Origin of the sequence: Vreelandella arctica (assembly GCF_037070215.1) — a bacterium.
Classification (GTDB): domain Bacteria; phylum Pseudomonadota; class Gammaproteobacteria; order Pseudomonadales; family Halomonadaceae; genus Vreelandella; species Vreelandella arctica.
Genome location: NZ_JBANSN010000001.1, coordinates 291,078 through 317,983 on the forward strand (window position 1 = coordinate 291,078; position 26,906 = coordinate 317,983).

Sequence of the window (26,906 nt, forward strand, 5' to 3'; positions counted from 1 at the left end):
TCCTAGCCAGAATCGAGTAACCCATCAAAAACGCAGTGATAACTGGAACAACCACATGTTCCAGCGTCGGCTGGTGGCTGATGAATCCGGGTTGTCCTGAAGGGGCAGCCAGCCAGTACCATCCACATGATGATATTCGCCTGCCAGCATTACCTGAGGGTGCGGCGTCCATTGCAAACCAAAGGTTAAATCATCTGCATACTGAGAGTGAGCAGGCCCCAGGCCATTAGCCTCAAAGGCTTTGCCTGACGCATCATCACGATTACTGACCAAACTGTCATAACGGATTAGCCACTGCCAATCGTCATAAAAGCGCCGCGTATACTGCACATACCAACTTTCACCGGTCGTATCAAAATTTAAAGCCGGTTGATTGAAGTTTTTTAACCCTGAGTGGCGCAGTGCATACTCAGCCGTTAGACTCCAGAGTTCTTGATTATACTGCAACGAAAATACCCAGGGCCTAAAGTAAAAGTCTCCATCACTCACGTTTGGGGAGTGGGTATCTATTTGGGATCTGACATGGGCATGGCTTAGAGCCGCAACGATACGTCCTGCATCATGCTCATAGCGTACTTGTGCAATGCCAGACTGCTGTGGATCGAAAGAGCCCCGGATACGATGCAACTGAAGCGTCTGGTTTAAGCCACCGTCAGCCTGGGGTGTCCCTAAACCAAGCTGACCTCTTATAACGCCGTTATCCAATCGCTCTTCCAGGTAGAGCGTTAGTCCATCCCCTGTTAGAGCCAGTGAGCGGGTGCGGTCAAAATAAAGTGATTGGGGTAACAGTATGCTAGGGCGTGTAAATGCCACATCGCGTGTTTGATTGTAGAACCCAAACGGGTTTTTAATCCTGCCTAGCTGAATACCAAAGGTGCGCTGCTGGTCGGAAACTATTTGGTAATCAATAAGGCCATAGTCAAGCTCTGGATAAGCATCACTACTTTCGCCACCTGCACGGCGGCTTAGCATTTGTGCGGCAAGTAACACATCCTGATGAGGGCGTAATGAAACGTTGAGACCGATTTCGGTGAACTCGAAACTACCTTCATCTTGGCTGCTGGGGCCAAAAAAGTCGTTATCATCAGTAACGACTAACGCCTGACTAAGAAAGCCATGCATCTGCAGAGTATCCCTAACGTTTTCATCGCTACGGGCTTGGGTAGAAGCTCCTAATATAACAACGCCTAACAGAGCGGCAACAGCACGGTATTCACTCCATTGAGATAACTTGGATACTATCATCCAGATACTCCCTTTCTAGGTAGCCAATGGCGCCGGGTGTCGTGGCAACGTGCTCGCGCATCTCTGCCTGATCAGCGACGCGGTCAGGGGCTTGGCCGGTTCCCGAGAAGACCATGCGATCCCAGGCTAACTGAAGCTGGTGCGGATATACCGCTAATTGCTCTTTGGTGAAGCGAGCATGTACGGGATCACTGTTATTTAAAACGAAGACCCTGACAGCTTGGCCATCCGGCCATGTGCGTTGACGCATCGCAAAAATCGCGCGGGTAGTATCACGATTCAACCAGCGGGTGGAGACGTCAGGATGGGCGACTAAAAAAAGAGGGGTCTCCCGAGCGATGGCATTTGTGCAGGTGAAAGTGAACATCACCAGCAAAACGAGGGTGACCACTGCCAGTAACGCCAATCGCATTAGAGCACCGCTCAAAACAGGAGGAGGCATGGGCGGTATCTTACTGGTTGATTGATGAACGCCAGGTTCATGCACGATGCAGTTCTATATTGGACTTTATCTGTGTATGAGTTGATGACGCGTTCTCCCTCGCAGTCTATCGGCATTGCTTTTTATCTTCAGTGCCCTTTGATTAGCTAAGGGATAAGCACCAAAAAACTGTGCCGTAACGATACGGCATATACACAAACACTACATCAAATTAAAAAAAATAACAGGTAGTTATGTTGAAGAAGAGTGAGGGCTCTTGGTGGCAGTTGTTTTTTAATTTTTGTTCATTTAATTTTGTCAATTTAGATTGACTTATGCTTCGCGGCGCTCATGAGAGCTTGAGCTTAATGGTTAAGCGTCTGTGCGATACACATTTCATTTTAAGGCTATTTGAAAATTCCCCTCTGCCATCCTAAAAGGATCATCCGCCATGTTCACCGGCCTGAGTGCATTTCCGCTAACCCCCATGAACGAACAGGGCGTCCAAGAGCGTGAGTTTATTCGCTTAGTGAAGCACTTGGCCGCGGCAGGTGTGGACTCCATTGGTGTGCTGGGGTCGACCGGCAACTACGCCTATTTAAGCGTTGAAGAGCGAGCCCGCGTGGCTAACCTCAGTATCGAAAACGCCGGAGGCGTGCCTGTTGTCGTAGGCATAGGCGCATTGCGTACTCGCGATGTGCTGGCTAATGCGGAATGTGCCCAGCAAGCCGGTGCCAGTGGGGTATTGCTGGCGCCGGTGTCTTATCAAAAGCTGACCGACGATGAAGTGTACGAGCTCTATGCAACCGTCAGCCGTTCGCTGAGTGTTCCGCTATGCGTGTATGACAATCCTGGCACCACCCATTTTGATTTCAGCGATGAGCTGCACGGACGTATCGCTCAGTTGCCACAGGTTCGCTCTATCAAGATCCCGCCTGTGGTGAATGATATTGAGAAAGCGCGTGAGCGTGTGGCGCGGCTGCGCGCACTCATTCCTTCAGAGGTCACCATTGGTATCAGTGGGGATCCGGCCGCCGCTACAGGGCTAAGCGCTGGCTGTGATGCGTGGTACTCCGTTATTGGCGGGCTCTATCCCCACACAGCACTGGCGCTGACCCGGGCTGCTCAAGCGGGAGATACCCAGCAGGTTAATGCGCTTTCCAGTGCGCTTGAGCCGTTATGGGCGCTTTATCGTGAATATGGTGGCAGCTTGCGGGTAGCGGCCACCATTGCAGAGGTAACCGGTAAGGTCAGCCAACCCTGCTTGCCTCAACCGCTTAAAGCGCTACAAGGGGATGACCGTAAACGAGTGGAACAGGTAGTGGCGCAGCTCGACCTGGCCACTGACTTCAGGGCGTAAAGCGATTCACCAAAAACGCCCAGCCAGGGCTGGGCGTACTGAGTGCTTATAAGCGGCTTACTCTACGAGTTCGAGCAGACGATCAGGATAGTTGGTGAAAAGACCGTTGACGCCCATTTCCATCAAACGCTCCATCTCATCGGCTTCATTGATGGTGTAGACATGTACCGGCAGGCCGTTATCGTTCGCCTGACGGATGAAGTCAGCGTCAATCACTTCCTCACCTTCGTAAATGAAATTGGTGCCCAGTCCGACTGCATAATCCGCCACTGCCTGGAAGTCCTCATCGGTGATCTCTTCTGGCCCCGGCGTCACGTCCGTCCACTCCACCAATCGCCCATCCTCCTCTTCGCTGGGGTAATACCAGACCAGTTGAATAAGCGGGATGTTCTCGTTTAATTCGTGCACTTTTAGCAAACTATCTTGCTCAAACGATTGCACCAGAACGCGACCCCTCTCGATCAAATCGTGCTCTTCGAGTAGTGCTACCAATGCCTCTTCCAGGCCGGGATTCAACTGCGGCGACTTGGTTTCTATGTAGTAGCGTGCATCGTGCCCAAAGTGCGCCAATAACTCCTCAAGGGTAAGTATCTGCGCACCTTCAAAGGCAGTATCGGCACTGTCAGGGTTTTGCTCGTTGAACCACGTGCCAGTATCCAGTGCTTTCAGTTCTTCCAGCGTGTAATCATTGATCTCGCCTTCGCCGTCACTGGTGCGGCCAATAGTGTCGTCATGAAACACCACCACCTCACCGTCCGAGGTGATTTGCGCGTCCAGTTCCAGGTAATCGACACCCCACTCTTGAGCCAGTTCGTAGGCCGCCATCGTACTTTCCGGCGCATGGCCGCTGGCGCCGCGGTGGGCAATGACCTGGAATGACTGCAGATCTTTTATCTGCTGTTCCAACGGCGATGTTTCGGCCAGCACGGTGGTAGCAGCAGCGAAAAGGCCCAGGGAAATTGACGTAACCAGTAAACGGCGTTGCATGGGAATTCCTTAATTGAATGTTCGTTCAATAAGCGTACATCCCCTGAAGCGTTAAAGCCAAAAGAGGGAAACTGTTCAGTGTTTACTCAAAAGTAACGGGATAGACCAATACTCGCTTCGTTAGCGGAATAGTCATGCTGAAATTCAAACCGCATGTCCCAATCAGTGGATAGGGCAAAACGATGCTGTAATTGCCACTCTGTTCGTTGGCGATCGCTGTAACCCATATTACTACGATGTGATAACTGAATGTGGGTGCGTTGGCTTGGCGACCAACTACTCACTACGCCCGCCTTCACCATCGGTACCGCCATGCCATCGTAATGCCGCTGTGTTCGCAATTGCGCACCTGCTAAAAAATAAGGTAAATGTGGCCCCAATGACCATGATTTACCGGCTAGCACATTAGCAACACCATCAAAGCAGCGCCGACAACTTAGCCGGTTCCTCTCAATGCCCGCAGATATTTGCCATGCCGTTTGTGGCAGGGTAGGGAGCGCTATGGCATTAGTATGTAAATTGGTAACGTTAAAAAGATCCAAGCGGTTTAACGATACACCTTGATCATCGGCATTAATTTCTACAGTAGCAATTTCAACAGCCGAATTGGGCATACGAGCTTGATTGGTATCGAGCAAATCGTACTGAAGAGGTCGAAACCTTAGACGAGCGCTATTAGTAGAGTAGCTATTATGAACCCCACTGAAACCTACCAATGAGGGCGCTGCTACTTCATGTATTGCAGGCGATGTTTCATAGTTCACTTCGGCATGGCCGGTAGGAAGGCGTAACCGTGCTTGAAGCAGTTGACGCTCTATTTCCGGCAATTGCTTTGTATCGCCCGTTTGGCGCAAAAAAGAGACATGACTGAGCAGCGTATCCAAGACATCACTACGCTGCACTGCTGATAACTCAGAAAACGACTGCGCCTCCATTCTTAAATCATTTTCGGAAGGCCATACGGCGTTAGCTGCACGTTGCTGATCACTATTTAGGGCATTGAAAGAGCGTTGGGTAATAAGCCTTCTTGAAGGTATTTGGCGCGTTTTGACTAATAAAGGGCTGCCATGATGCGTGGTGTTGCTCAAAGCCCTTAATAGATCCTCAGGCGCTACCCATGGCGAAAAGCCAGGTGTAAGATCATCCTCTACTACCAGCTCCAGGGTTCTAGCAATTCGGGAAGCACAGTTTTGCGATAAAAATAAGTACTCGTAGTCTTTGCCAATAATCTCAAATAAGTGGGCGGTTAATAGGGATACTTCTTCCTCTGTAAAGCCTAATTGGTAATGCCATAAGTCGCGCATTTCTCGTTCAGAATAAAGCGTGGTATTGCGATAGAACGAAGCATTTGAAAACTGCGCGTCGTAGCCGCCCAAAAGGCCCTTCGCCATGTAGGTAATCAACCCTTCGTCATTGGGTACATCAGCACCAAAATTTAAGCTGGTGTCTAGCAGATACTGCGCATTAGATGATGAGCTTTGCGTTTCTGGCACGGAAGAGTGAAGCATTACATGGCCAAAAAATGAGGCTGGATTACCCAGATAGCCCGTTGCAAACATCAGGCCTATTTCAGAGCCCTGATGCTGTTCTTGCCATTCATTAAATTGGGAGCAATTAGTGTCGGGCCACTGCTCACCAGTTTTAGCTGACAACCACATTGCTCGTGCCGGGAAGCGGCAACTTGCGTGACTGCCGGTTGCCTCAGGTGGCTTGCGTAAGGCGGCAAGCGTCGCAACGAGTTCCGCCTGGGGGTCATAACGTCCATTTTCGGCAAGGAAAAAAGCGCTGTCGATAACGGCACTTCTAGGGGGAGAGAAAGGGGTTTTACGGTCAAAGTGCAGCAGTGATAGCCACTGTGAGTCTTGAGAAAGGGTCGCGACATTTGCGTGAACAAAGGTGGACGATAGTGAGCAAAATAAAAGAATCGTCAGCCAAAGCCGCCGCATGCGAAATATATCCTTTAGAAAGCGAAGTGGGCTGACTGGGCCAGCCCACGTATGGCATTAGCTAGCTGAACAGTTGGCAGCCGCTTGATTTAAGCTAGTGTAAAAGCTGTAGGCTTTGTCATTATGGCTCATAGAGGAGTAGCTAGAGTCGGCGCTTACAGCGCTCAAGTCGCTACGTAGCTGAGAAATGCTAGTAGCATCGCCAGCGTCACAACCTACCAGTCCGAGTGCAGCGGCTAAGTGGTTACCTTCTCCCATGGCTGCTTCCATCGCGAGTTGGTCGTACGTCTCATCGATGAACTGAGCTACTTTGATCTCTTCGCCTTCACAAGAACCAGGTGAAATAGTTGCTGAAGTCACGGCAGTGGTGCCTGAGTCCCAAATAACGTTTGAGATCGCTGCAGCGGTAGTGTTGTCATCAAAAATAGCAGCGCCGATGCCGCAATGTTGCCAAGGATTGATTTCGCCTTGATGATCATTAGCAAAAGTGGTCGCGCTTAATGTAAGTGCAGTTGTCGCACCTAACAGTGCAATAGAGGCGGTAATAGAACGTTTCAACATGAGATTCCCTAATGATTTTTTTGTCGGTTAGAATTTTTATCTAGAGGTACCGACAAGCCTCAAGATTTGTACATACGTTTGAGGCGAGCTGTTCGCTAAATATTCTTAATTCTACCATTAGTCGCATGCTTTTTTTGTAAGTTATAACTGACAGCTTTGTAAGCAATTACTTACGTTCTTGTAGGTTATTGCTTACAGGGTGGGCGTAATAACTAATAGATTTCTTGCTGCAAAGCGTAAATGCAAAAATTGCTAATCGGTCGTTTTCATAAAAGACCTGCTAGGCTCTGAAGGAGCCCAGTGTATTTAAAACCCAGTCCCGCGACTCAACAACGATGGAAATAAACCCATGATCCATACAGAGCATCATCGCTCTCACCGGTCCGGCTGGTTGCGCGCTGCAGTGCTCGGCGCCAATGACGGCATTGTGTCTACCAGTAGCCTCATTCTCGGTGTTGCAGCGGCCAGCACTGCGCAGAGTGAGATCATGCTGGCAGGCGTTGCTGGCCTGGTGGCTGGCGCTATGTCGATGGCGGCGGGGGAGTATGTGTCGGTGAGCTCGCAATCCGACACCGAGCACGCCGACCTCAACATTGAGCGTAAAGCACTGGCTGAACATTACGAACTTGAGCAGGAAGAACTTGCCGACATATATGTCACTCGTGGCTTAGAGCCTGAATTGGCACGTCAAGTTGCTGAGCAATTAATGACGAACGATGCTCTCGGCGCTCATGCAAGAGATGAGATTGGCATCACCGATACTGGTCAGGCTCGCCCGCTTCAAGCAGCCCTCTCATCAGCAGCGACCTTTACCGCGGGCGCGCTGTTGCCACTGTTGGTTGCCTGGTGGGCACCATCATCATTATTAACTCCTTTGGTAGCGCTGTTTTCGTTGCTCTTCCTGGCTTTGTTGGGCGCGGTTGCGGCTCGAGTCGGCGGGGCACCTATTTTTAAAGCTGCAGCAAGAGTGATGTTTTGGGGCGCGCTTGCAATGGCGCTAACCTCTGCTATCGGTCGTGTGTTTGGAGTCGTGGCTTGAATGCGTGAGCGCCGAATTTAGCGTTCGTATCGAAGAGCTGGCAATTATCGGTGCTGAAGTACTTGGCTCAGACTTCAGCATTGCTGCGGCCAGAAGCTTCAATAACCTCGTGGTGTATGCGTTGCTGCTGTTCAGCTGAGAGGTCTTGGTACGAACAACCAAATAGTTGTTGCGCGTATCGCTCGAAAAGATCAGCAAGGCTAGGTGGTGTTTTTTTTTATCTGCTCTGCTTTCGCCAATCCCTGCTCGCTTGTCAGTTTCCTATACTCCTCCATGACTTTGTTGCGCATCGCATGGCAGTACTCTGCTGCTTCAAGATAACTGGCTCTGCCTGCTGAGATGTCTGCTTTAGCAGTCGAAGAAATACGCTGAATTTGCGATATATAACGTGCTCGGGTATGAGCATCGTTACTCGCATCAATACCGACACTGTGTTCTCCCTCGGTCATAGACCCCTCCTGGTAACCACTAGGCGCAAAGCGCTCACTGATTCATTATAGCTTTACCACCTCAAGTTCACGCTTAAGCCATTATGTCGGCGTCTCGCTGCCGGTTTACAAAGCGTTAGAGAGGCCACTAGTCCTTGTTAAAGTGCCGGTGCAGGGGAGAATTAATCAGCAATAGGTTGAATTACGCCTAGGTGCCTGCACTTATTAATAAGTAACTCATTCACAAGGAGCCGTTATGACAACGTTAGTGATTGGCGCGAACGGACAGATTGGCAAACAGTTTTGCAAACTGGCCCAAAAAGCGGGCACGCCTATTAAGGCAATGATTCGCAGTGAAGAGCAGGCAGCCTGGTTCAAAGAGCACGGCATCGATACCGTGGTAGCTGATTTAGAGGATGAGTTTGAGCACGCCTTTGACGGCTGCGACCAAGTGGTCTTTACGGCGGGCTCAGGGCCTCACACCGGGCCAGACAAAACGCTGATGATTGATCTTTTTGGCGCCATTCGTACCGCCGATATCGCCAAGGAAAAAGGTCTCTCCCGCTACATCATGATTAGCGCCATGCGTGCAGAAAAACCACTAGAGGCGCCCGAAAAAATGCGCCCCTACATGGCCGCGAAATTTGCTGCTGATGCCCACCTGCGCAACAGCGGTTTTCCCTACGTCATTCTCAAGCCAGGGCGTTTGACCGACGAAACCGCCAGTCAGCGGTTCGCCAGTTCACTGGAGGAAGCAGGCGACAACCAAATCTCCCGCGCCAACGTTGCCCATGCGCTACTTCACGCTGTGCAAAAGCCCGATGTGGTCAATCAGGAGTACTTACTACTGGATGGCAAGCGCTCAATTAGCGAGATTATCCGCTAGTAATTGCTAAACGCTATTGAGAGTTAACGCACTGCGTTGATCAGTTGCCAACTCCCGCTTGAGCCACTCTGCAAGTGGCTCGCTGCGGCGGGATTGAGTGAGAACGTTGGTTTGGCTGGGCAACCACAGGCAAAGACGAGCAGGAGTCTGAATACTTCCCCAGGGGGCCACCAGCCTGCCACTCCTCAGGTCGTCTTCCACCAATAGCCGCGGCGCGATGGCTATACCCAGACCCGCCACTGCCGCTTCCATCAAGTAGTAAAGGTGATCGAACCCCTGGCCTTTGCTTAGTGCCGTTTCAAGCTGTGCCAGCTCTAGCCCTTTGGCAGTGGCCCACTGCGGCCACGCCTGGGGGCGGGAAGATGTATATAAAAGCTTATTGGCAAGCAGCGATTCGGGCTTGGTCGCATCGCACTGGGCCGCCAGCTGCGGGCTCGCCACTGCACATATCTGCTCCGCCATCAGCTCGAATACCTCCACACCCGCAGGCCAGGGAGGCTCGGCAAACGCCAGGGTGGCGCTGGCATCCGTTTGCGTACCCGGCTGTTCGCTTTCGCTCACCACGACTTTTAGCTTGAGCTCAGGCAGCTCGCGGTGCAGGCGATCCAGGCGGGGAATCAACCAGCGTGCTAGCAGGCTGCCAGGGCAGGCGAGAGTAAAGGGGGCTTCTTCCACATCACGTTTGAGCGCTGCGCAACTATCCTTGAGACGGTCGAACGCCTCTCCCACACCGATTTGCAGCTTTTCGCCATGTGGCGTAAGCGCAATACCTCGGCCCGCTTTGGCAAAAAGCGCGATACCAAAATGATCATCCAGGCTTTTTAACTGGCGGCTGACCGCGCCGTGAGTCACGTTTAGCTCATCGGCAGCGGCGGTCACGCTACCCAAACGGGCGGTGGCTTCAAAGGCGCGCAAGGCGCTAAGCGGCGGCATGCTGTGTTGCATGGGCTATCCTGCTGATAGTTGATTTTAACTCACGTGTTGCTGACATCTTATCGATTTTTATCTCCCCCTGCTTGCGCTACTTTCATTTCATAGTTTTTCACTGAACTGTTTTTCACTGAACTGTTTTTACTGAACAGTTCGATAACGCATTCAGAGGTCGCGATGAATCAACCTGTCGATGTATCCAAGAGCCTGCCCGATGCCAATGGCCTGTTTGGCAGCTTCGGTGGCCGCTTTGTCGCTGAAACGCTGATGCCACTGATTTTAGAGCTACAAGACGAATACACCACTGCCAAGAACGACCCCGAATTCCAGCGCCAATTGGCCTATTTTCAGGGTGATTATGTGGGTCGGCCAAGCCCGCTCTACTTTGCCGAGCGGCTGACCGAGCACTTTGGCGGTGCGAGTATTTACTTAAAGCGCGAAGAGCTGAATCACACCGGCGCGCACAAGATCAACAACTGCATTGGTCAGGTGTTGTTGGCCAAGCAGATGGGCAAAAAGCGCATCATCGCGGAAACCGGTGCGGGCATGCACGGCGTTGCCACCGCAACCGTTGCGGCACGCTTTGGTTTGCCCTGTGTCATCTACATGGGCGCCACCGACATCGAGCGTCAGCAACCCAACGTATTCCGCATGAAGCTGCTGGGCGCGGAAGTCATCCCCGTTACCTCGGGCACCGGCACGCTAAAAGACGCCATGAACGAAGCGCTGCGCGACTGGGTAACGAATGTCGACGACACCTTCTACATCATTGGCACCGTGGCGGGGCCACACCCGTACCCGGCCATGGTACGTGACTTTCAGGCCGTGATCGGCCATGAAACCCGCGCCCAAATGCTGGAAAAGAAAGGTCGCCTGCCGGATTCGCTGGTGGCCTGCATTGGCGGCGGTTCAAACGCCTTGGGGCTGTTTCACCCGTTCCTTGATGACCTCGACGTGAAGATGATTGGCGTAGAAGCGGGTGGCAAGGGCGTGAAAAGCGGCCTGCATGCAGCCAGCCTGAACGGCGGCACCCCCGGCGTGCTGCACGGCAATCGCACCTACTTGCTGCAAAACGAAGATGGCCAGATTATCGACGCCCACTCGATTTCCGCCGGACTGGATTATCCCGGTATTGGGCCAGAGCACGCCTGGTTGCACGAGCAGGGGCGGGTCGAGTACGTTTCCGCCACCGATGACGAAGCGCTGGAAGCGTTCCAGATTTGCTGTCAACAGGAGGGCATTATCCCCGCCCTAGAGACCGCCCATGCCCTGGCCGAAGTCGCCAAGCGCGCACCCAGCCTGCCCCGCGAGCATTTAATGGTGGTCAACCTTAGCGGCCGTGGTGACAAAGACATGATGAGCGTCGCCCATCACCTTGGCGAAAAATTCGGGGTTAAACAGCTATGAGCGCGACACAGGAGAACGTCATGACCCATACCTCTCGTCTTGAACACTGCTTTGCTGCACTCAAACAGCAAAACCGCCCAGCGCTGGTGAGTTACCTCACCGCTGGCGATCCGGATGCCGAGACATCCCGCCGCCTGTTGCACGGGTTGCCAAAAGCGGGGGTGGATATCATCGAACTCGGTATGCCGTTCAGTGACCCCATGGCCGATGGCCCCGCCATTCAGAAAGCCGCGTTGCGTGCCTTGAATAACGGCCAGACCCAAGCCAAAACGTTGGAAATGGTGCGCCGCTTCCGTGAAGAAGACAGCACCACGCCCATTGTGCTGATGGGCTACTACAACCCGATTTACTGCTACGGCGTCGAGCGCTTCTTGACCGATGCTGCCAAGGCCGGGGTCGATGGCCTGATTGTCGTGGACTTGCCTCCAGAACATGACGAAGAGCTCTGTACGCCAGCGGCCCAGCACGGCATTGATTTTATTCGCCTGGCCACGCCGACCACCGATGCCAAGCGACTGCCCAAAGTGCTGGCGAACGCCTCGGGGTTTATCTACTACGTTTCCGTGGCGGGCGTCACCGGCGGCAGTGCCCCTACGCCAGAGCGGTTGGAAGGCGCAGTAAGTCAACTGCGCGAACACACCGAGCTACCCATTGCCGTGGGCTTTGGTATTCGTACCGCCGAGCAGGCCGCCGCCATCGGCCGTTATAGCGATGCCGTGGTGGTAGGTTCTGCGTTGGTCGACTGTATTGAACACGCCAATACGCCCGATGAAGCCGTAGAGCGTGTGCATGGCCTAGTCAGTGAACTGGCAGAAAGCGTCAGGGCGTGTCGGGAAGTGAGAGAACCGCAAGCCTGTTGATAAAAGGTCAGTAAAGAGCGAGTTGTTGTGAGAACAGGTATGAGAGCAGGCCAACGCGCCTGCTTTTATTATGCATCCGGTACTACTTTTAAAGTTGCTTACTTTAATTTGGATTTATAACTATCATTTTTTAAGTTTATGGCTTCTTTCGGTACTCCGCTTGGTAATCGCCGTTATCCCAACTAGGGTCAATAGGGTTTTAAGCGAGCTGACGCCTTTCCCTATTGCATGCTTTTCAGGGAAAAGCTCTTGGCTTAGGCCACGCATCAAGTTGTTATTCGCAATGGTTACTTATGGGAAACTATTATGAAGCCCGACAACACATTTGACCCTACGCGCCGTCAAGTGGTGGGCGGCCTTGCTACCGGTATGGCCGCTGCTATGGCCGCACCCGCATTCGCCCAGTCATCTTCGACATCGCCGTCCGGTGGTGCAGGTAATACCTCAAACACCAATGAGTCAGGAGGCACGTTAAACCAAATGCAGGATCCCAAAAGCAAGTACCCCAACCCCCCCTTTGAACGCCAGCCGCTAGAGTGGCCTGGGCTTGCCAGTGACATGACACCGCGCCCAGACCACGGCGAACAGAGTTATCGCGGCAGTGGTCGTTTAACCGGAAGAAGGGCACTGATTACCGGTGGAGATTCCGGCATTGGCCGTGCGGCCGCTATTGCCTATGCGCGTGAAGGCGCTGATGTGGCGATTAACTACCTGCCCGCGGAAGAGTCAGACGCGCGCGAAGTCATTGAGCTTATTGAAGCCGAAGGGCGTGCCGCGGCGGCTATTCCAGGTGATATCCGTGATGCATCGTTTTGTAGCGAGTTAGTGGAAAAGGCCGTTGAGCAATTAGGCGGGTTAGATATTTTGGTCAATAACGCTGGTCGCCAGCAGTGGCAGCCGTCGATTATGGATATTAGCCATGAAGCCTTCGACGACACCATGAAGACCAACCTCTACGCCATGTATTGGATCACCCAGGCGGCGATACCCCATATGGAGCCTGGGTCAGTGATCATTAATACCACCTCAGTGGTCGCTTACGATCCGCCTAAAATCCTACTCGATTACTCCATGACCAAAGCGGCCATTGTCGCGTTCACCAAAGCGCTGGCGAAGCAACTGGCCGAGAAAGGCATTCGCGTCAACGGCGTCGCACCCGGCCCGTTCTGGACCCCGCTTCAGCCCAGCGGTGGCCAGCCACAAGACGCTGTGGAAACGTTTGGCGAAAGCACGCCGCTTGGTCGCCCCGGCCAGCCGGTAGAGCTGGCCGGTACATACGTACTACTGGCCTCGTCAGAATCCAGCTACACCACCGGCAATATACACGGCGCGGGCGGTGGCGCTGGCGATCCCTAAGCTTTTCTAACGAGTTTTTACTAATCTTTTTTTACTACCCTGCTTTTTCGGGCCTGACCTTCAAGGATTCAGGCCCTTGCAGTGGCTGCTCGGTTCTTGGAATAGAGGCGGGCGCCAATTCTCTCTTTCTCAAGAATATTTGATAGCGTAGATTCCGTGCTATCGTGCTTTATGCTCATAAACTTTAAAAGACAAAGCGGAGCAGTTAGAGCACGACGATATATGAAGCATTTACGCTGTGTCACATGGGCAGAAAATGGTTTAAATATAGTCGATATAAAATAGTACTTATCAATGGTTGCGCCACCTATTAATGGCAGGCAATAACCATTAAAGCGTTTACAAACTAGAGAGAAATAATGGGAAAGCTCTTTTCATTAATCGTAATTGTAGCGCTTGGCTACACTGGCATTTACTTCTATTACGGCGTGGTTGTTGAGCGGGAAATCCAAGAACAGCTGGATGACCGTGGCCTCTCCGCTGTTAGCATTGATAACGTTGAGTATGATGTGCTGGCGCCCGTTAGTACCTCAGCTGAAATCGCTGTCACGGTCACTTATCGTGGCTCGCAAGCAACGCTGGATTTGGCAGTGCAGGGCCACCCTCTGTTTTCTGATGAAGTCACGGTCGAATTTGATGGTCTACAGGCACTACGGCTGGGCATCAGCTTCGGGCAGTAAAATGCAATAGCCTACTAAACTACCGAGTGGCGTGGGCAAGCTTAATGAGTGTTTAAATCAGCGCTGGAACGGCCATTCTGTTAGCTCGTGTAAACATAAGGACGTGACATGCCGCATCACATCACTAACCGAAAACGCAGTTATCGAACATCGTTACCCAAAGATAGTTTTTTATGGGAAGGCCTGAATGCTTCAGCCTATATCGCGGGTGCCGCTGCCTTTGTGATAGGCAGTGTCTTCTTCCTGCCAGCCTTTGAGAACTACATGGCGGCAGGGGCCGGGCTGTTCATTTTGGGCTCGTTAATCTATCTAGCGGTGGCGGCAAACGATTGCATAGAAATCATCAGCTATTACCGCCGTCACCCCTCGCACGGCAAAAAGACCATGCTCGAGTTTGTAATGTCGGCAGGCTATATCATCGGCAGTGTACTGTTCCTGATAGGCAGCGCCTTGTTTCTGCCCAGCGTGGGCTGGGAAAGAGGGGGCGCCTGGTGCTTTATCGTTGGCAGTGTTCTGTTTACGATTGGCGCGACGGTCAACGTGACGCAGATCACTCAGGCGGGAACCTTAGTGGTCTTGCAGCTACTCAATGCCGTTGCCATCTCGTTTGTCATCGGCTCCATCCTGTTTTTGGCCGCCTCGATTCCTTATCTCTGGCCGAGCTATCAGACACCACTTGCCCATGCACTGCACACCTACTTGGGTGCTCAGTTTATTTTCGCCAGCCTGCTGTTTCTCGCCGGAGGAGTCGTCAACTTCTACAGAGCCTATCGGGCTCACCAAGACCATCAACAAAACCCAGACGTAAAGAACCAGTGCCTCGCCGAATAAGGTTTATTGAACACTGGTTTTAATGGCTAATCGTCAGTAGGGCAATGCAGCTTGCGAACAATCGCTAGCCCTCATCGCAGGCCGGGAAGCCAAGGGGGCGGTATAAACCACTTTCAAACCGCCCTCAGACCACCTTCAAACCACAGGCACCGTACCCCCATCGATCACATACTCCGTGCCCGTGATGGTGGCTGCCAGCGGTGATGCCAGAAACGCAATCAGGTTGGCCACTTCTGCAGGCTTCGAGGGGCGGCCAATCGGGATGCCGCCTAGCGAGTTCATGATGATCTGCTTGCCGCCTGCGTAATCGGTGCCTGCCTCTTGGGCAATCCGCTCGGCTAGCGCAACGGCGGCTTCCGTTTCGATCCAGCCTGGCGACACGCGAACCACGCGCACCCCTTTGGGTGACACCTCTTTTGACAAGCTCTTGCTATAGGTGGAGAGCGCCGCCTTTGCCGCCGCATAAGCCGTGGTCGACTCGGGCAGGGGGAGCTCGCGCTGAATGGAGGTCACGTGGATAATCACCCCATCGCCCTGGGCCAGCATGCCGGGCAGCAGGGCGCGATCCAGCCGCACGGCGGGAAACAGGTTGATGTCGAGCTCGCGCTGCCACTCCTCCTCCCCAAGGGCAGCGAACCCGCCGCCGGGGGCGGATGAACCACCCAGTACGTGAACGATAATATCGACGCCGCCCAAGCGATCGTTGACCGCATCGGCCACCGTGGCACAGCCTTCGGCCGTCGTCAGGTCAGCAGTTACAAACAGCTCATCGGGCAGGTCGCCGGGGCGAGTACGGGCGGTTGTTAGCACTTGCGCGCCTTCCTCGCGAAAGAGAGCCACCGCGGCCGCACCAACCCCTTTGCTGCCGCCGGTGATCAATACGCGTCGCCCGTTCAAGTTCAGGTTCATTAGTGGATCTCCAATGACTGGATTTGCGACTCGGCAAGCTCAAACTGGTGGTCCAGTTGCACCGGGCTGCCGGGGAAATTGCCGGTCACGGTGGCGGTAACCACCATCGTGTTGCCTTGTTGGGAAACACTGACCGGCTCGACGCTATACTCAATCTTGTCACGGGTGGCGCGCATCCAAGCTTGAATAGCGGTGTGCCCGCGATGCGTCTCTCCTTCGTCAAACACACAGGCATCTTGAGTGAAGCAATCCGCAATGTGGGAGGCATCCGCACCGTTGCTGATGCTGAAGTAAGTAGTGATCGCGTCTGGCAGTGACAAGCTCATGATGGTCATCTCTCGTAAGTTAATGTGAGAGAATATTCTGCCTAGACTGACGCGTTATCAAGAACGCACAAAAAGGTAAGTGGCTTACCAATGAGAAAGATTTATACGCCCACTACCGCCGCAGGCGATGTGGAAAATGTATTAAAAATGCTGGAAGGGCGCTGGAAGCTCATCATTCTCTTTCATCTCTTCGATGGAAAAGTGCAGCGCTACTCCGATTTCGGAAAACTTATCCCCGAGATCTCCCAAAAAATGCTGGCCCAACAGCTGCGCCAACTGGAAGCGGATGGCATCGTGGCCCGTAAAGTCTATCCCCAGGTGCCGCCGAAAGTGGAGTACCGCCTGACCGAATGGGGGCAAACGCTCTGCCCGGCGCTGGATGCCTTGTTGAAATGGGCAGAGCAGAAAGACCACTTCAACGACCCTGCCGAGCAGAACGAACAAGACGATGCCGCCGCCCTCTGAGAGCCGACTAATGCACTACCGCACCATGACCATCAACGACTATGACGCCGCCATTGCCCTGTGGAGCGAAAGTGAAGGCGTGCGGCTGCGCGATGCCGATTAACGCTTCAGTGAAGCTTGCGGGGGTGGGTCTCAATGGTACCTATTCTTAGCCACCCACACGCCTTCCCTGGCTCTATAGATGTCACTCGATTTTCACTGACATATATGGCTGACGAAAGTGGATACTGGCGGCTGCCTTGCTAGAGTCTCAGGGCAAATGACCATCAGTTTTTTTGCCAATGCGGCATCACTGACCGGGATGGCACACAAGGAGCCCGCTTGAATCTCCGCTTCGACGCAAGCCGCCAGCACCAGTGATACGCCCAGGCCAGCTTTGACAGCCTGTTTAACCGCTTCGGTACTGCCCAGTTGCATTGAAACCTTCGGGAACGGCCCTCTTTCGCCAAAGAAATTCGCCAGCAACCGGCCAGTACCTGTTCCGGGTTCACCACCAAGCAAGCTCATTCCGGCAAGGGTTTCCCGGTCTATTTCATGCCAGCCCGCATAGGGGTGGTCTGGTCGGGTAATTAAAACCACGGGTTCCTGTCGCCAATCCATTGCCTGGAAGCCAGGTTTCGGGTGCCACCACTCCATCACCGCTATATCCAGCTCGCCGCTAGTCAGTTGTCTAGCAATGTTAGGATTGTTATCAATCACAAGATCCAGCTCAGGTACCGCCGGAATGTTCTTGAACGTGCTCACGTAGGGCTGGAGCATGTAAATACCGATGTTGGAACTTGCCCCTACGCGTAAACGCGTACCGCTAACGACTTCTCGAGCACGCTCGTCCAGTTGCAACATACTAAGCGCTAGAGGCATAAGCGCCAGGGCTGCTTTGGTGGGCTCGCATCCAGTTTTACTGCGGCGTATCAACAGGGCACCTAGCTGTTCTTCGAGCTTTTGAATGTGCTGTGAAAGCGTGGGTTGTGCGATACCGAGAGCTTGGGCGGCGGCCTGAAAACGTCGGTGCTGAACCAGTGTGGTAAAACTTTTCAGCCAGACCAAGTTCAGCATGGAGTTGTCTCAGTGATAGAGGGCGAATTAGCCGCATCCTGAGGGCGTTCTCCTTGTAACGCTTGAAGAATGTTGTCGGCAGCACGCTGTTCAATCATCAGCCGCACATCCTGGACGGCAGAGCCAATGTGTGCCGTGAATAGCGTGTTGGGATGTGCTCGCAAGGTGGGGCAAATCTCTTGCGGGCGATCCTCTCGAGCCCAATCTTCCATTTCAAAAACATCCGCTGCGTAGCCGCCTAACTGCCCGGATTCCAGTGCTTCCAAAACGGCAGCTTCCTGCACTACAGACCCCCGGCATGGGTTGATCAAAAAGGCGCCTGGTTTCATCAGGGCCAAGCGCGCAGAGTTCATGGTATGCAGGGTTTGTTTATTGAGCGGCAGGGCCAAAATGACAATGTCGGCTTGCCCGAGCAGCTCTTCAAGCGACTTGCGCGCCACGCCGAGGGTTTCCTCCTCCGCAGCGGGCAAGGCGTCTGGCTGAGAATACAGCAAGGTTGCCCCCCAGCCTTTGAGCCGCGTTGCCACAGCCTTGCCGATGGGCCCCATGCCGATGATGCCCACGATGGCGTCTGCAATCCCAAGCCCATAGAACGTTGGCTGCCACCCCCTGAACTGGCCAGAACGAACATACTCGTCGGCCGCCCGAACATGTCGGATTAGGCTGATGGTTAGCCCTATGGTGAGTTCAGCCGTTGGCACTGTCAGCAAATCCGGTACGAAGGTCAGCCAAACACCATGACGCGTACAGGCCTCCACATCGAAATTATCGTATCCCTTCAGGGCAGCGCCAATGACTTTCAGCTTGGGGCAGCCAGCTAGAAATTCCTCGCTGACCTGGTCCGGCATAAACACCATCATGCCGTCTGCGGTTGCCGCGCGGGCCTTTACCTCGGCGGCGGGCAAGGTAGTGTCTGACTGGTTGGTGATTAATTCACAGCTCTGTTCCAGCCTTTCCAGCACACTGTTGTGTACCCGGTGGGTAATGAAAACCCTTGGTTTCATTTGATTTCCTTACTTAAATTTCTTACGAAGATGGCCGCTAAGGCTATCCACCATCGTCACCATAACGAGTATGACAATCAGGATGGCGCTGACTTCCTGATACTGCATGACGCGTAAAGAGCCCATTAGCTCGAAGCCGATCCCGCCGGCCCCCACCATGCCCATGACCGTCGAGGCGCGAAAATTGTATTCCCAGCGATAGATGGAGACATCGGCAAACTGCGGAAGAACCTGCGGCAGCACCGCGTGCCAGTGAACCTGTAAGCGAGTCGCGCCAGCGGCATTGGCGGCTTCCACTGGGGCTGGGTCGACATGCTCAATCGCTTCGGCAAAGAATTTACCCACCATGCCGATGGAATGAAGACCGAGCGCTAGCACGCCCGGCAAGGCGCCAAAACCCACTGCCGCAACGAAGATAATGCCCATAATCAACTCGGGCACCGAGCGCAGAGCGTTTAGTAACGTGCGGGTCACGTGGAAGACCACGGGATGGGGCGAGGTATTGCGAGCGGCCAGGAACGCCAGGGGCACGGAAACGATGACCGCTATCGACGTGCCAGCAATGCTCATAGCGAGCGTATCGACCAGCGGAGACATCCAATCCCTGGCATTGGTGAAATCGGGCGGTAGCGATTCACCCAGCAGGGTGGCGATGGCAGGAACCCCGTTGGCTAGGGTGCGAAAATCCAGCAAGTCCACGTACCAACTCGCCAGGAGAACCACTGCCAGTAACGAGCCCACTTGGAAGAGCTTACTCCGCCAGCCGCGCGCGTGTTCGGCCAGCACCGCGTCAGGAGAGAATGATGAAAGGGCCGGCGGATCCGTTTTGGTCTGATTCATAATGCCCCCTTACATCTTGGCGAAGTCAAGGTCGAGCAGACTACCCATTTCCCGGATCACATCGTAATCGGCGTCAGTGATAACGGCGAAACCTTCGGCTTTTAGGTTGCTCAGGATTTCTTCATCATCAATGCTAATGAAAGCGTCTTGTATCTCCTGCTTGAGTTCCGGGTTCAAGTTGGAACGCATCGCCCAGGGGTACTGCGGATACTCCCCACTGTGACCCAACACCCTAACCTTGCTGCGATCTATCAGGCCGCGGTCCATCACATGTTCAAAGATTACTTCCGATAGTCCCCCAGCATCTGCATTACCATTGGCAACGTTCACCGCCACGGCATCATGGGAGCCAACGAAATGGGCTTCATAGTCCTCTCCTGCTTCCAAACCAGCCGATTCAAGCAACACGGTTTTGGGAATCAGGTGGCTTGAAGTGGAGGCTCGGTCGCCATAAGCCATCTTCATGCCCTCGATATCGGCATAGGACTCAATGCCGGAATCGACATTGGCAATGATGATGGAGCGGTAGGTGGGCTTGCCATCCACAATCATGGCCGCAAAGGGCTCGATCTCGCTTTTGCTTTTTGCCATCACATAGGAGAGGGGCCCGAAGTAGGCGAGGTCGATGCGACCAAAGCGCATAGCTTCGATCATGGAGGAATAATCTGTAGTGACGATTAGCTCAATTTCTTTGCCAAGCGTGCTTTCAAGATAGTCTTTCAATGGCTGGTTGCGTTTGATCAGTTCGGAGGCATTTTCATCGGGGAGTAGCGCGACTTTTAACAGATCCGGATTTGGATCAGCGTCCGCCGCCATGGCTGGCATCACAATTCCAATCATAAGACAGATGGCGAAGAAAAAGCTGAATAGCGGTTTCATTGGGCAATCTCCAGTTTTATCGGGGAAGGATGTGTAGATGAAAGGTTGGGTTCAGGGGTGTCAGCGGCTTCGGACGCAGTCCCTTTCGCACCGTGGTAGATCTCATTAAGGTGGCATTGCTTTAGCTGGGAGGGGGCCGCATCGAAAACGATCTGGGCATTCGCTAAACCGATAATGCGGTCAGCGAACCGCTGGGCGTATTCCAGCTGGTGCAGTGAAATAATGGCGGTAATACCATCTTCACGGCATATGTCTCGCAGTAACGTTAGCACTCGCTCAGACGTGGCTGGGTCAAGGCTGGCCACTGGCTCGTCCGCCAAGATCATGGCGGGCTGCTGCGCCAAGGCACGAGCAATACCCACGCGCTGCTGCTGCCCTCCGGAAAGCTGATCGACCCTGGTAAGCGCCTTCTCAGCCAGGCCTACGCGATCCAGGCAGTGCAGGGCAAGCTCCTGTTCCTGCCTGGGTAGCGGAAACAAACTGCGCCAGGTGCTGTGGTAAGCAAGCCGACCCGTCAGCACATTCTGGAGCGCAGTGTGGCGTTCAATGAGCTGATGGTGCTGGAAAACCATGGCGGTTTTGCACCGATGGCGGCGTACCGTAGTAATGGTTTCGAGCGCACCTAGTTCGGCCGAGATCACTTTGCCGGTGCTGGGCCGCACCAAGTGGTTGAGGGAGCGCAGTAACGTAGATTTACCTGCACCGGAAAGACCGAGTAGAACCGTAAACTCGCCTTTGTGGAAATCAACGGTGGTGGGTCGAAGTGCGAGAACATTCCCAGGATATGTCACCCCCATTTTCTCGATGCGGAGCATTAAGTCAGAGGATTGAACAGGCTCCATTGGATCACCTTCTGCAATGTATAAGCTCACTTTATTGTGACTTACAATGCAACGTTAGCGCTCCTAGGTGACAAAGCTGTGTCATGCAGATGATAAGTTAATGACCATCAAAGGGGTGGGTAGCATGTAATGACATAAGAAATTGGCGATTTATAAATTTAAAAAAATTAAACTTTTATTTGCGCGTGCCGATAATGCATCAACGTTACTCGTAATATGCGCTTTTACCTGAGCGCATGCGGTTACTGAGATTGCTTCCACCTACCCAATGCAGCGCGCTGCGGGCTTTCACGAGACCTTCCCATGCTACTTCTAAATCGAAGCGTTAAACTGCGGCTAGCCGTAAGTTTAGGCGCGTGCATCCTGATGTTAATCGTCGTCGGTATTATCGGTCTTTCCAGTCTCAGCAAAACCAACGATGCCCTCAATAGGACTTATGAGGGGAACGTGCTCACCTTGGGTAGTCTTATTAAGGTCAACCAAGCACTGCTCGGCAACCGGGTAAAAGTGACGGCCGAACAGCGTGATCGGAATCCAGCATCTGCCATCACGACGCAACAAGAGGTCGCGGAGAACGACGCTATTATCGACGCCGCCTGGAGTGATTACTTCCCTGAGCGTGTTTCTGATGATCAGGAGCGTGCGATAGCCGAAGAGTTCATTGTGTCTCTCGCCAGTTTGCGCGCTGGTATCGACGAGATTAACGCGGCAATGATCGGCAATGATTATGATGCCGCAAGAGAGATTGCCACCACCACGCTACGTGCTGAATACCCTAAAGTGCTCACAGCGATTCAGGGCCTCATCGACCGTAACAGCACGCAAGCCGCCGCCAATAACCAGCAGTCAGCAAGCGACTATGTTTGGACGCGCAACTTCGTTATCGGCGTTATGGTGGCGGCAATCATCTTCGGCATCCTGCTCTCAATGTGGTTGATTCGCGGCATCATGACGCCGCTGGGCAAGGCGCAAGCACTCGCCAATGCCATGGCTGAAGGCAGGCTCGATAACAACGTCGACGCTTCAGCCAAGGACGAGTTTGGCGTGATGCTCAGGGCGTTAAAGAGCATGGAAACCAAGTTCTCGCAGGTGGTCATGTCCGTTCGTAATAACGCCGAGTCCGTGAATGTCGCCGCCGATGAAATCGTGCTAGGCACCGACGATCTCAGCCGCCGTACTCAGGAGCAGGCCTCAAATATCGAAGAGACCGCGGCCTCGATGGACGAAATCACCTCGACCGTGCGTCAGAATGCAGACAACGCTTCCGAAGCAGACAAGCTCGTGCACGAAGTCAGCCAGCAAGCCAACGCCGGGGGCGAGATCGCAGGTCAAGCCGTCAAAGCGATGGAAGGTATCAATGCCTCAAGCCGCAAGATTGCCGGTATCGTCGGCTTGATCGATGAAATCGCCTTCCAGACGAATCTGCTGGCGCTGAACGCTTCAGTGGAAGCCGCCCGCGCGGGCGAGCAAGGGCGTGGCTTTGCGGTGGTGGCCAACGAAGTACGTAACCTGGCAGGGCGCAGTGCTGATGCCGCGAAAGACATCAAGAAACTCGTCGAGGACAGTATCGGCCAAGTCGATACCGGCTCGAACCTGGTCAACCAAGCAGGCAAGTCGCTTGAAGGTATCGTTCATGGCGTTAAGCGTGTTTCGGTGTTGATGGGTGAGATTGCCACCGCCAGCCGAGAGCAGGCCCAAGGCATTGATCAGGTCAATACCGCTGTCTCGCAAATGGACAGTGTCACCCAGCAGAACGCGAGTTTGGTGGAAGAGTCCAGCGCGGCAGGGCGTTCACTGCAAAGCCAAGCAGAGTCGTTGTTGAACGAGGTGTCGTTCTTTAGAGGAGCGACCACCGGCCAAAACCAACGCGCGCTACCTGCTACGCCAAATCCGCGTGAGAGCCAGCCTCGAGCCACTAAAAGCTTGCCGACTCATGTGATTGGTGGCAAGCAAGACACCGAGAAATGGACCTCCTTCTAACCGCTAGCCGTTATGAAAAGCGCCCTCAGGGCGCTTTTTTTATGAGCAATCAGCTAACGTTCTAACTAGCAGGAGAGGTAAGCGGCAGCCATACATGCTCAAACCCGATCGAAAACGCCACGGCGACCAATAGCCCGGCCATTAGCCCATTAAAGCGCCTCACAACGGCTGGGTTTTTAATCCGCTGGCCGACCAAACTGCCCATCACTACGTAACTGCCAGGTGCGCCCGCGGCTAGCATGGCAAGCCCGAACGCCCACATCACTAGGCTAAACCCATGAATGCCAGCGGCAGGAAATTGCAGTGTAGTAATCGGCAGGGTGGCGACAATGGCTTTGGGGTTCAGTAACTGCATGACTAACCCATCGCGATAACTAACCAGCCGAGGGGCGTTAGTGGGCGTGCTGAAATCGGCGTTGGAGCGGGCAATTTTGCAGGCCAGATAAATGATATAACTACACCCCAGGGCGCTTACGACCACCAGTGCGTCATCATTGATCCAGGCAGCGCCCGCCCAGCCTAACACCAATAAATACGCCAGCATCGCCGTGCCCACGCCAAGGCAAAATCCCACCGACTGTCTGGCCTGGCCATTGATGCCCACGTTCAGGCCGAGCAGATTCACAGGCCCAGGGGTATACATGACGCCCAGGGCATAGGCGATGATTGCTAACATGGTAAAACCTCTATGCGTGGTGGGACTAGCGGGCGATATCGCGCTGATATTGGTGGGGCGTCATACCATAAATACGCTTGAAGCGGCGATTGAAATGGCTCAGGTCGGCAAAGCCAAAGCGGAGTGCTACCTCGGTCAACGAAGTGCCCTGGTCGAGCGCGGCGCGGGCCGCATTGACCCGGCCATTCATCACGTATTGGTGCGGCGTCATGCCGAAATGCTGACGGAACAGACGCAAGAAATGGTACTTGGACAGGTGTGCGGCCTGGCTGATGTCGTCCAGCGACATATCCGCTTCCAGATGCGCGTGGATATACTCCCGCGCCAAGCCCAGCAGGGCATCCGGCCGGTGCGTCACCTGGCTGGGTTGCACATGGCCGCCCAGCTGCGCCGTCCGCTCTACTACCCGATAAAGCGCGTTCTCCTGATCGATGCAGCTGCCGACCTGGGAGGTCACCAAACGTGCCAGTTCGACAATGGCCTGGCGCAGTGGCGCATCCTGAATCAGCGTTTGATGGGAGCGGAAATCAGCGCCACGCGTGTGCCCCAGGGCATCGGCAAACAGCGGCTTCACCTGTTCCGGATGGGCGTACACCATCAAATAATCCAGCGCTCGCTCGCCACCCGAATGCCCGTCGTGGACTTCTTCCGGGTTGAATAGAATCACGTTGCCCGGTGGGCTACGGTGAAACTGGCCGCCGCTGAAAAAGTCCTGACGCCCGGCCAGCGTCACGCCAAAGGCATATTCCTCATGGGCGTGGGGAGCGTAGCTAAAATCCGCAATGGCCGCCTTCAGCACCGTCAGTGTCGGCACATGATGACTTTTGAAGAACTCAAACCGGCTGGCGTTGCTCATGCCTACCTCTTCTGATGAAACCCAACACCTCGAAACACAGCCCTAGATTAGGCAGTCAGTGCCACGGATGCTTGTACATAATTGCTCATTAACTGTGCAATGATGGCCTATCGATAGTGAACACCACCAAGGGGCCGTCATGAGAAAGCTCTTTTCACTGGTGATTGTGCTGGTGTTGGCCGGCTGCGCTGCCATAGAGCCGCATGCGGAGCGTGACGTCCAGCGCGACGCCGGTCTGGCCATCCAGGAAATCTATGAGCAGGCGCTGCCGACGCTGTCCGAGGACAAGCAGCGCCACTTTGCCCAGCGGCTCTACCGTCTGACTGGCGAGCAGCGCTGGCGGGACCTCAATCATGCCTACGGCGAGCGTCTAATTGTGCGACTCGAGGAGGACATCGTCGGCCTGGCCGAGCCCGGGTACGCGGCTGCCCGCAGCCGGGCGATCGTTGCCGACTATTCGCAGCGCACGGCCAAGCAGCGTGCCCGGCGCGCCATGCTGGGTGAGTGGGGGGAGATCGCCTTCGCCCGGGGGCTGCTGTTCAGGCTGGTCCAGGCCGAGTACCACGGCCTGCTGCCGACCATTGAGAACCACGAGCGGGCGCTGGGCTACCAGGCAGAAGTTGACTGGGCGGCCTTTCTGACCGACCGCGCAGTGATCGGGATCTATGCCGCTCAGGTGGCCAACCAAGCGTACTTCCTGCACCAGCTCGGCGTGATGGACCTGCGCCGGGAGGTGGAGTCGGCCTTCCGACGCCACTACCCGCCTGATCGAGTCGCCGGGCTCGACGACGCCGAGTACCGTAACTGGCTCTATGGCCTGACCCACTTCGTCATCGCTGACAGCCGCTACTACCAGCGGAAGGTGGACCCGGAGGTGCACGCTTGGGTGCTGGAAGCGCTGGAGCGGGAGACGGCCAACATCCTGGCCCGGGCCACGGCCGACATCCAAGCCGAGGTGGCATTGGCCTTCCTGCTGGCTGGCCGCGAGGACCACCCGCTGGTGGGACGGGTGCGCAAGGCGCTGATGGCGGCAGTGGACCCGGCCAGCGGCATCATCCCCTCGTCCTCGGGGGAAAAGGGGCTGGCGGGTGGTGAACACCGCAACGTTCTGGCGATCATGGTGTTGCGCTGGCCGGGCCGCCTGCATCCCGGCCCCGACCTCTCTGACGCGCTTGGCGGGCGCTCAGCCGAATGCTGTACATAATTGCTAATCAGCTGTGGGAGAATAACGAATGAGCTCTGTGCGAAGTGAGCGATCAAGGCCACCAGCGCGTTAACTAACGATTACCCAGCGAGACCCCATTAATGCACTACCGCACCATGACCATCAACGACTATGACGCCGCCATTGCCCTATGGAGCGAGAGTGAAGGCGTGAGGATTCGCGACGCCGATTCACGGGAAGGTATCGAGAAATACCTGCTGCGCAATCCCGGACTGAGTTTTGTGGCCGAAGTAGAAGGGGAGCTGGTGGGCACGATTATGGCGGGCCACGATGGCAAGCGCGGGTATTTGCAGCACTTGTCGGTATCAAACGCCCATCGCCGGTTAGGCATCGCCACACGGCTGGTTAGCCTTTGCCTGGAAGCATTGAAGAACGAAGGTATCCAAAAATCACACCTGATGATTCTTCCCGAGAACGAAGCCGCCCAGACGTTTTGGGCAAGCCAAGGCTGGGCGTACCGATCCGATATTCTGCTCTATTCGTTTGTTAATGGAGATAACCACAACGTTTAACCAAGCTGAGCCTCAATCGCGGCTTTATCAATGACCGACCAGACCTCCCTAATTTTGTTATCGCTAAAGAGGTAGAACGCGTTCTCGCAAAACGTCACTTTTTTGCCACCCACCGCAAGGCCGAGAAAGCTACCTTTCGGGGTTACATCGAATCGCAGCCTGCACGCGACATGGGGTGAATCAACGGCCAAAAGCTCAATATTGAAGTGAAGATCAGGTATCTGCTCGTAATCGGCTTCCAGCATGGCGCGATAGCCATCAACGCCTAGGTGCTTACCGTTGTGGTGGGCATCGTTATGCACGAATTGGCCAAGGCTCGTCCAATCCTGATTATTGAGGCAGGTGATGTAATCACGGTAGGTTGCTTCCAGGTCACGTTTGTTCATCCTGGTTCTCCTT

The 26,906-nt window shown here is 54.2% G+C and carries 30 protein-coding genes; 13 read left to right on the top strand and 17 right to left on the bottom strand.

Translation table 11 applies throughout. The annotated features are described in order from the left end of the window. Positions 1 to 24: 24 nt before the first annotated feature. Positions 25 to 1,245 carry a hypothetical protein gene (locus V8L70_RS01315; protein WP_336268575.1) on the bottom strand — a complete coding sequence of 407 codons (1,221 nt, stop codon included), beginning with the start codon at positions 1,243 to 1,245 and terminating at the stop codon, positions 25 to 27. Then, positions 1,214 to 1,687, bottom strand: coding sequence for a hypothetical protein (locus tag V8L70_RS01320; protein WP_336268576.1), 474 nt, complete (start codon positions 1,685 to 1,687; stop codon positions 1,214 to 1,216). The genes V8L70_RS01315 and V8L70_RS01320 overlap by 32 nt, the downstream gene beginning before the upstream one ends. Positions 1,688 to 2,117: 430 nt before the next feature. On the opposite strand from V8L70_RS01320, the gene V8L70_RS01325 reads away from it, so the two are divergent. Next, positions 2,118 to 3,026, top strand: a complete 909-nt coding sequence (locus tag V8L70_RS01325) for a dihydrodipicolinate synthase family protein (protein WP_336268577.1) — start codon at positions 2,118 to 2,120, stop codon at positions 3,024 to 3,026. Positions 3,027 to 3,083: 57 nt separating this feature from the next. Here the strand turns inward: V8L70_RS01325 and V8L70_RS01330 are convergent, their stop codons facing one another. The 3 genes from V8L70_RS01330 to V8L70_RS01340 all read right to left on the bottom strand — a co-directional run bounded on the left by V8L70_RS01330 (position 3,084) and on the right by V8L70_RS01340 (position 6,520). Next, positions 3,084 to 4,013 carry a glycerophosphodiester phosphodiesterase family protein gene (locus V8L70_RS01330; protein ID WP_336268578.1) on the bottom strand — a complete coding sequence of 310 codons (930 nt, stop codon included), beginning with the start codon at positions 4,011 to 4,013 and terminating at the stop codon, positions 3,084 to 3,086. Positions 4,014 to 4,099: 86 nt separating this feature from the next. After that, complete coding sequence (locus tag V8L70_RS01335) at positions 4,100 to 5,959, bottom strand: Lnb N-terminal periplasmic domain-containing protein (protein ID WP_336268579.1); 1,860 nt, start codon at positions 5,957 to 5,959, stop codon at positions 4,100 to 4,102. A gap of 57 nt (positions 5,960 to 6,016) precedes the next feature. After that, positions 6,017 to 6,520 carry a DUF3015 family protein gene (locus tag V8L70_RS01340; RefSeq protein ID WP_176301966.1) on the bottom strand — a complete coding sequence of 168 codons (504 nt, stop codon included), beginning with the start codon at positions 6,518 to 6,520 and terminating at the stop codon, positions 6,017 to 6,019. Positions 6,521 to 6,869: 349 nt separating this feature from the next. Between V8L70_RS01340 and V8L70_RS01345 the strand changes: the two genes are divergently transcribed. Next, positions 6,870 to 7,559 (top strand): VIT1/CCC1 transporter family protein, encoded by a 690-nt coding sequence (locus V8L70_RS01345; RefSeq protein ID WP_101146319.1) that lies wholly within the window; start codon positions 6,870 to 6,872, stop codon positions 7,557 to 7,559. Positions 7,560 to 7,563: 4 nt separating this feature from the next. After that, positions 7,564 to 7,698 (top strand): hypothetical protein, encoded by a 135-nt coding sequence (locus V8L70_RS01350; RefSeq protein WP_269801097.1) that lies wholly within the window; start codon positions 7,564 to 7,566, stop codon positions 7,696 to 7,698. 61 nt (positions 7,699 to 7,759) lie between these two features. On the opposite strand, the gene V8L70_RS01355 is transcribed toward V8L70_RS01350, so the two are convergent. Beyond that, on the bottom strand, positions 7,760 to 8,008 hold the full coding sequence (locus tag V8L70_RS01355) for a hypothetical protein (RefSeq protein ID WP_101146318.1): 249 nt from the start codon (positions 8,006 to 8,008) through the stop codon (positions 7,760 to 7,762). Positions 8,009 to 8,243: 235 nt separating this feature from the next. Here V8L70_RS01355 and V8L70_RS01360 point away from each other — a divergent pair, with 235 nt between their 5' ends. After that, positions 8,244 to 8,873 (top strand): SDR family oxidoreductase, encoded by a 630-nt coding sequence (locus V8L70_RS01360; RefSeq protein ID WP_101146317.1) that lies wholly within the window; start codon positions 8,244 to 8,246, stop codon positions 8,871 to 8,873. 6 nt (positions 8,874 to 8,879) lie between these two features. On the opposite strand, the gene V8L70_RS01365 is transcribed toward V8L70_RS01360, so the two are convergent. Beyond that, complete coding sequence (locus V8L70_RS01365; RefSeq protein ID WP_101146316.1) at positions 8,880 to 9,818, bottom strand: LysR family transcriptional regulator; 939 nt, start codon at positions 9,816 to 9,818, stop codon at positions 8,880 to 8,882. 162 nt (positions 9,819 to 9,980) lie between these two features. Between V8L70_RS01365 and trpB the strand changes: the two genes are divergently transcribed. The 5 genes from trpB to V8L70_RS01390 all read left to right on the top strand — a co-directional run bounded on the left by trpB (position 9,981) and on the right by V8L70_RS01390 (position 14,937). Then, positions 9,981 to 11,210 (top strand): tryptophan synthase subunit beta, encoded by a 1,230-nt coding sequence (trpB, locus tag V8L70_RS01370; RefSeq protein WP_008956161.1) that lies wholly within the window; start codon positions 9,981 to 9,983, stop codon positions 11,208 to 11,210. 20 nt (positions 11,211 to 11,230) lie between these two features. Beyond that, positions 11,231 to 12,070 (top strand): tryptophan synthase subunit alpha, encoded by an 840-nt coding sequence (trpA, locus tag V8L70_RS01375; RefSeq protein ID WP_101146315.1) that lies wholly within the window; start codon positions 11,231 to 11,233, stop codon positions 12,068 to 12,070. A gap of 306 nt (positions 12,071 to 12,376) precedes the next feature. Continuing rightward, positions 12,377 to 13,426 (top strand): SDR family oxidoreductase, encoded by a 1,050-nt coding sequence (locus V8L70_RS01380; protein WP_101146314.1) that lies wholly within the window; start codon positions 12,377 to 12,379, stop codon positions 13,424 to 13,426. Positions 13,427 to 13,785: 359 nt separating this feature from the next. Continuing rightward, entirely contained in the window at positions 13,786 to 14,106 is a 321-nt protein-coding gene (locus V8L70_RS01385; RefSeq protein WP_101146313.1) for a hypothetical protein, read from the top strand. Positions 14,107 to 14,214: 108 nt separating this feature from the next. Beyond that, positions 14,215 to 14,937, top strand: coding sequence for a YrhK family protein (locus V8L70_RS01390; protein ID WP_101146312.1), 723 nt, complete (start codon positions 14,215 to 14,217; stop codon positions 14,935 to 14,937). A 135-nt stretch (positions 14,938 to 15,072) separates the two neighbouring features. On the opposite strand, the gene V8L70_RS01395 is transcribed toward V8L70_RS01390, so the two are convergent. Then, entirely contained in the window at positions 15,073 to 15,846 is a 774-nt protein-coding gene (locus V8L70_RS01395) for an SDR family oxidoreductase (RefSeq protein ID WP_101146311.1), read from the bottom strand. Further along, positions 15,846 to 16,172, bottom strand: a complete 327-nt coding sequence (locus V8L70_RS01400; RefSeq protein ID WP_101146323.1) for a nuclear transport factor 2 family protein — start codon at positions 16,170 to 16,172, stop codon at positions 15,846 to 15,848. The genes V8L70_RS01395 and V8L70_RS01400 overlap by 1 nt, the downstream gene beginning before the upstream one ends. Positions 16,173 to 16,262: 90 nt before the next feature. Between V8L70_RS01400 and V8L70_RS01405 the strand changes: the two genes are divergently transcribed. Continuing rightward, a complete protein-coding gene (locus V8L70_RS01405; protein WP_101146310.1) occupies positions 16,263 to 16,637 on the top strand; it encodes a winged helix-turn-helix transcriptional regulator in 375 nt (124 codons plus the stop codon). Positions 16,638 to 16,832: 195 nt separating this feature from the next. Here the strand turns inward: V8L70_RS01405 and V8L70_RS01410 are convergent, their stop codons facing one another. Genes V8L70_RS01410 through phnC form a run of 5 tightly spaced genes read right to left on the bottom strand, consistent with a single transcriptional unit; the run spans position 16,833 to position 21,258 of the window. After that, positions 16,833 to 17,693 (bottom strand): LysR family transcriptional regulator, encoded by an 861-nt coding sequence (locus tag V8L70_RS01410; RefSeq protein WP_101146309.1) that lies wholly within the window; start codon positions 17,691 to 17,693, stop codon positions 16,833 to 16,835. Continuing rightward, a complete protein-coding gene (locus V8L70_RS01415; protein ID WP_101146308.1) occupies positions 17,687 to 18,697 on the bottom strand; it encodes a phosphonate dehydrogenase in 1,011 nt (336 codons plus the stop codon). The genes V8L70_RS01410 and V8L70_RS01415 overlap by 7 nt, the downstream gene beginning before the upstream one ends. Before the next feature lie 9 nt (positions 18,698 to 18,706). Further along, positions 18,707 to 19,537: a phosphonate ABC transporter, permease protein PhnE gene (phnE, locus tag V8L70_RS01420; RefSeq protein WP_101146307.1), complete on the bottom strand. Its 831-nt coding sequence runs from the start codon at positions 19,535 to 19,537 to the stop codon at positions 18,707 to 18,709. 9 nt (positions 19,538 to 19,546) lie between these two features. Further along, on the bottom strand, positions 19,547 to 20,416 hold the full coding sequence (phnD, locus tag V8L70_RS01425; protein ID WP_101146306.1) for a phosphate/phosphite/phosphonate ABC transporter substrate-binding protein: 870 nt from the start codon (positions 20,414 to 20,416) through the stop codon (positions 19,547 to 19,549). Next, positions 20,413 to 21,258, bottom strand: coding sequence for a phosphonate ABC transporter ATP-binding protein (gene phnC / locus V8L70_RS01430; RefSeq protein WP_008958755.1), 846 nt, complete (start codon positions 21,256 to 21,258; stop codon positions 20,413 to 20,415). Before phnC ends, phnD begins: the two co-directional genes overlap by 4 nt. Before the next feature lie 303 nt (positions 21,259 to 21,561). Here phnC and V8L70_RS01435 point away from each other — a divergent pair, with 303 nt between their 5' ends. Continuing rightward, a complete protein-coding gene (locus tag V8L70_RS01435) occupies positions 21,562 to 23,238 on the top strand; it encodes a methyl-accepting chemotaxis protein (RefSeq protein ID WP_101146305.1) in 1,677 nt (558 codons plus the stop codon). Positions 23,239 to 23,299: 61 nt separating this feature from the next. Here V8L70_RS01435 and V8L70_RS01440 read toward each other — a convergent pair whose 3' ends face one another. Both V8L70_RS01440 and V8L70_RS01445 read right to left on the bottom strand, forming a co-directional pair. Beyond that, positions 23,300 to 23,914, bottom strand: coding sequence for a LysE family translocator (locus V8L70_RS01440; protein ID WP_101146304.1), 615 nt, complete (start codon positions 23,912 to 23,914; stop codon positions 23,300 to 23,302). Between the two features lie 25 nt (positions 23,915 to 23,939). After that, the gene (locus V8L70_RS01445) at positions 23,940 to 24,770 is read right to left on the bottom strand and encodes an AraC family transcriptional regulator (protein ID WP_008958752.1); all 831 of its coding nucleotides are present in this window, start codon (positions 24,768 to 24,770) and stop codon (positions 23,940 to 23,942) included. A 139-nt stretch (positions 24,771 to 24,909) separates the two neighbouring features. Between V8L70_RS01445 and V8L70_RS01450 the strand changes: the two genes are divergently transcribed. Next, the gene (locus V8L70_RS01450) at positions 24,910 to 25,974 is read left to right on the top strand and encodes a DUF3541 domain-containing protein (RefSeq protein WP_101146303.1); all 1,065 of its coding nucleotides are present in this window, start codon (positions 24,910 to 24,912) and stop codon (positions 25,972 to 25,974) included. 101 nt (positions 25,975 to 26,075) lie between these two features. Further along, a complete protein-coding gene (locus V8L70_RS01455; protein ID WP_101146302.1) occupies positions 26,076 to 26,507 on the top strand; it encodes a GNAT family N-acetyltransferase in 432 nt (143 codons plus the stop codon). On the opposite strand, the gene V8L70_RS01460 is transcribed toward V8L70_RS01455, so the two are convergent. After that, positions 26,504 to 26,893 (bottom strand): ester cyclase, encoded by a 390-nt coding sequence (locus tag V8L70_RS01460; protein WP_101146301.1) that lies wholly within the window; start codon positions 26,891 to 26,893, stop codon positions 26,504 to 26,506. The genes V8L70_RS01455 and V8L70_RS01460 overlap by 4 nt on opposite strands. Positions 26,894 to 26,906 lie beyond the last annotated feature (13 nt).

What these genes read in the sequence shown, in the direction of transcription:
- V8L70_RS01405 (WP_101146310.1), top strand. Translation starts at nt 16,263, where the DNA reads ATGAGAAAGATTTATACGCCCACTACCGCCGCAGGCGATGTGGAAAAT.
- V8L70_RS01445 (WP_008958752.1), bottom strand. Translation starts at nt 24,770, where the DNA reads ATGAGCAACGCCAGCCGGTTTGAGTTCTTCAAAAGTCATCATGTGCCG.
- V8L70_RS01415 (WP_101146308.1), bottom strand. Translation starts at nt 18,697, where the DNA reads ATGAAACCAAGGGTTTTCATTACCCACCGGGTACACAACAGTGTGCTG.
- V8L70_RS01455 (WP_101146302.1), top strand. Translation starts at nt 26,076, where the DNA reads ATGCACTACCGCACCATGACCATCAACGACTATGACGCCGCCATTGCC.
- V8L70_RS01365 (WP_101146316.1), bottom strand. Translation starts at nt 9,818, where the DNA reads ATGCAACACAGCATGCCGCCGCTTAGCGCCTTGCGCGCCTTTGAAGCC.
- V8L70_RS01315 (WP_336268575.1), bottom strand. Translation starts at nt 1,245, where the DNA reads ATGATAGTATCCAAGTTATCTCAATGGAGTGAATACCGTGCTGTTGCC.
- V8L70_RS01390 (WP_101146312.1), top strand. Translation starts at nt 14,215, where the DNA reads ATGCCGCATCACATCACTAACCGAAAACGCAGTTATCGAACATCGTTA.
- V8L70_RS01410 (WP_101146309.1), bottom strand. Translation starts at nt 17,693, where the DNA reads ATGCTGAACTTGGTCTGGCTGAAAAGTTTTACCACACTGGTTCAGCAC.
- V8L70_RS01320 (WP_336268576.1), bottom strand. Translation starts at nt 1,687, where the DNA reads ATGCCTCCTCCTGTTTTGAGCGGTGCTCTAATGCGATTGGCGTTACTG.
- V8L70_RS01340 (WP_176301966.1), bottom strand. Translation starts at nt 6,520, where the DNA reads ATGTTGAAACGTTCTATTACCGCCTCTATTGCACTGTTAGGTGCGACA.
- V8L70_RS01450 (WP_101146303.1), top strand. Translation starts at nt 24,910, where the DNA reads ATGAGAAAGCTCTTTTCACTGGTGATTGTGCTGGTGTTGGCCGGCTGC.
- V8L70_RS01360 (WP_101146317.1), top strand. Translation starts at nt 8,244, where the DNA reads ATGACAACGTTAGTGATTGGCGCGAACGGACAGATTGGCAAACAGTTT.
- V8L70_RS01400 (WP_101146323.1), bottom strand. Translation starts at nt 16,172, where the DNA reads ATGAGCTTGTCACTGCCAGACGCGATCACTACTTACTTCAGCATCAGC.
- V8L70_RS01335 (WP_336268579.1), bottom strand. Translation starts at nt 5,959, where the DNA reads ATGCGGCGGCTTTGGCTGACGATTCTTTTATTTTGCTCACTATCGTCC.
- V8L70_RS01355 (WP_101146318.1), bottom strand. Translation starts at nt 8,008, where the DNA reads ATGACCGAGGGAGAACACAGTGTCGGTATTGATGCGAGTAACGATGCT.
- V8L70_RS01380 (WP_101146314.1), top strand. Translation starts at nt 12,377, where the DNA reads ATGAAGCCCGACAACACATTTGACCCTACGCGCCGTCAAGTGGTGGGC.
- phnD (WP_101146306.1), bottom strand. Translation starts at nt 20,416, where the DNA reads ATGAAACCGCTATTCAGCTTTTTCTTCGCCATCTGTCTTATGATTGGA.
- V8L70_RS01330 (WP_336268578.1), bottom strand. Translation starts at nt 4,013, where the DNA reads ATGCAACGCCGTTTACTGGTTACGTCAATTTCCCTGGGCCTTTTCGCT.
- V8L70_RS01325 (WP_336268577.1), top strand. Translation starts at nt 2,118, where the DNA reads ATGTTCACCGGCCTGAGTGCATTTCCGCTAACCCCCATGAACGAACAG.
- phnE (WP_101146307.1), bottom strand. Translation starts at nt 19,537, where the DNA reads ATGAATCAGACCAAAACGGATCCGCCGGCCCTTTCATCATTCTCTCCT.
- V8L70_RS01395 (WP_101146311.1), bottom strand. Translation starts at nt 15,846, where the DNA reads ATGAACCTGAACTTGAACGGGCGACGCGTATTGATCACCGGCGGCAGC.
- V8L70_RS01345 (WP_101146319.1), top strand. Translation starts at nt 6,870, where the DNA reads ATGATCCATACAGAGCATCATCGCTCTCACCGGTCCGGCTGGTTGCGC.
- V8L70_RS01385 (WP_101146313.1), top strand. Translation starts at nt 13,786, where the DNA reads ATGGGAAAGCTCTTTTCATTAATCGTAATTGTAGCGCTTGGCTACACT.
- V8L70_RS01460 (WP_101146301.1), bottom strand. Translation starts at nt 26,893, where the DNA reads ATGAACAAACGTGACCTGGAAGCAACCTACCGTGATTACATCACCTGC.
- trpB (WP_008956161.1), top strand. Translation starts at nt 9,981, where the DNA reads ATGAATCAACCTGTCGATGTATCCAAGAGCCTGCCCGATGCCAATGGC.
- trpA (WP_101146315.1), top strand. Translation starts at nt 11,231, where the DNA reads ATGACCCATACCTCTCGTCTTGAACACTGCTTTGCTGCACTCAAACAG.
- phnC (WP_008958755.1), bottom strand. Translation starts at nt 21,258, where the DNA reads ATGGAGCCTGTTCAATCCTCTGACTTAATGCTCCGCATCGAGAAAATG.
- V8L70_RS01440 (WP_101146304.1), bottom strand. Translation starts at nt 23,914, where the DNA reads ATGTTAGCAATCATCGCCTATGCCCTGGGCGTCATGTATACCCCTGGG.
- V8L70_RS01435 (WP_101146305.1), top strand. Translation starts at nt 21,562, where the DNA reads ATGCTACTTCTAAATCGAAGCGTTAAACTGCGGCTAGCCGTAAGTTTA.